The 2251-nt window shown below is 44.8% G+C and carries 1 protein-coding gene; it reads right to left on the reverse strand.

What is annotated here, in order from left to right; all coding sequences use genetic code 11:
• Nucleotides 1–568: 568 nt before the first annotated feature.
• The coding region (locus CX664_RS17620; protein WP_219622225.1) for an ankyrin repeat domain-containing protein at nt 569–2251 on the reverse strand (1683 nt) is incomplete at its 5' end.

The following is a 2251-nucleotide window of genomic DNA, read 5'->3' on the forward strand; positions in this document are numbered from 1 at the left end:
AGCATTGATCAATAGTCGTTTACCTGTTCATCAGGGGCATCGCCGGGCTATTCCAGAATATCTGCAAGCAAGAGATAAAAGGTACTGCGCCGAGCCTGGCGCAGTAAGTAGTTAACCAAATGAAATCGTATTTTCTGACTAAGTGGGCAGTCACTCTCGGCAACTGCTCCTGCGTTGCTCTATCTCCTGCATCCATGCAGTCGTGCGGCGTTATAACTACGGTCACATAGCTACGGCTATGCTCCCTACGTTGTGCCTTGCATAGGAATTGTCCCGAAATAATTTCAACATTTTGAACTCGATCTCCGTTCATCCTGAGCTTGTCGAAGGGTGACAGGCACAATACATGAGGCCGGGGTTCACGCCCTTCGACAGGCTCAGGACGAACGTGGTTTTGAAACTCAGAAATGTACAAATTATTCCGGGGCAATTCCATAGTAACTGCCCACTTAGCCAGAAAATACGATTCCATTTGGCCAACTACTTATGTACATCTCATGCTATTGCCCTGACCAAAGAACCGGTTTTTATTTTATTACAGACTAACCGTTTCATAAAAACTCTAAAGTTAAATTTCAAAAATCATCTTCAATGCTTCAGATAGATCTTTGAACTCTACCTGGCTGCCAGTTGAGTTGATCTGTAAACGGGCGGGGCTGTTTGATGACTCATCAAACCGGTCAAATTCAATTTGAATTTTCTGACCTTTCTTGATGTTGTGCAGTAAATTGATGGGTCCACTGCAAACCTTAAAATTCTTTTTTGACAATGATGTGTCAATATCATCAGTTTCGTTGAGCCTTTTTAATTCATTGCGAATTTTATTGATGACGCTATCGAATTTTTTGGATGCTATTTTTTCAGGTTGTTCTGCTACTTCGCCACTAAGATTTTTCTGCATTTTTTCTGCGGTATTAACAACTTCCTTCTGAAGTTCCTTCTGAAGTTCCTCCTGAAGTTTTTTCTTACTAGTGTTAACAGCATCAGAAATTATCTTAAGCGAGCCTTGTAAATTCGCATGCTCAATAATTCCATTAATAAAGTCCAATGGTATTACATCAAAAGTATCTTTAATTGGAGCTACGAAAAAATTGCGCACCATTTTTGGCAGGTCACAATCAGCCAGACATAACTGTATATCCACACTGACTCTGGCTTTTGATTGCTCTTTTTTGCCAATACTTTTTGCCGTAAAATGAAATCTTTCATATTTATCCAAGAATTCAATAATTTTATCTTTGGTGCCTTCAATATGGAAAGGATAGCCATCCAGTGATAAATTATTATTAAGTTCAAATCCAGGTATAAATTGTACGGGAGCGTAGATTTGTTTCAGGCCTTTAGGATTTATGGTATTGAGGTTTCCTCTAATTCCGGAATAGCCGAAAATTGCATCTTCATGGCTGCCTTTAACAGCTAAGTGGACAGCCATCCGGCCTGAGTTATCCGTCTCTTTGGCCAGGGAAGGGTCAATCTTGGGCAATGTCTGGATGGCCTTTGTGTGGCCTTGAGAAGCAGCTTTGTGGAGAGCCGTTTGGCCATCGTTATCCTTCTCTTTGGCCAGGGAGGGGCCAATGGACTGCAATGGCTGGGTGGCCTCTGTGTGGACTGCAAAAGCAGTTGCGTTAACAGCAGCTGCGAGAGCCGACCGGACTGACTTATCCTTCTCCTTCTTTTTGGCCTGGGAGGGGTCAATGGTCTGCAATGACTGGGTGGCCTCTGTGTGGACTGCAAAAGCAGTTGCGTTAACAGCAGCTGTGAGAGCCGTCCGGACTGACTTATCCTTCTCCTTCTTTTTTTTGGCCAAGGAGGAGGGAATGGTCAGAAATGTCTGGATGGCCTCTTTGTGGCCCTCAGAAGCAGCTAAGTGGAGAGCCGTATTGCCACGTTTATCCTTCTCTTTGGCCAGGGACGGGTCAATGGTCAGCAATGTCTGGATGGCCTCTGTGTGACCTTTAAGAGCAGCGGCGTGGAGAGCCGTGCGGCCATTGTTATCCTTCTCTTTGGCCAGGGAGGGGTCAATGGTCAGCAATTTCTGGATGGCCTCTGTGTGGCCTTTTTCAGCAGCTTTGTGGAGAGCCGTTTGGCCATCGTTAGTCTTCTCTTTGGCCACAATTTCCAGCAATGCATTGACGGTCTCTGTGTGGCCTTGACGAGCAGCTTCGTGGAGAGCCGTATCACCATTGTTATTCTTGACATCAACCTGGATGCGCATGGGGGCAATTTCCTTAAATGCCCTGACGATCTCTGT

It is taken from the genome of Endozoicomonas acroporae (assembly GCF_002864045.1).
GTDB classification, from domain to species: Bacteria; Pseudomonadota; Gammaproteobacteria; order Pseudomonadales; family Endozoicomonadaceae; genus Endozoicomonas; species Endozoicomonas acroporae.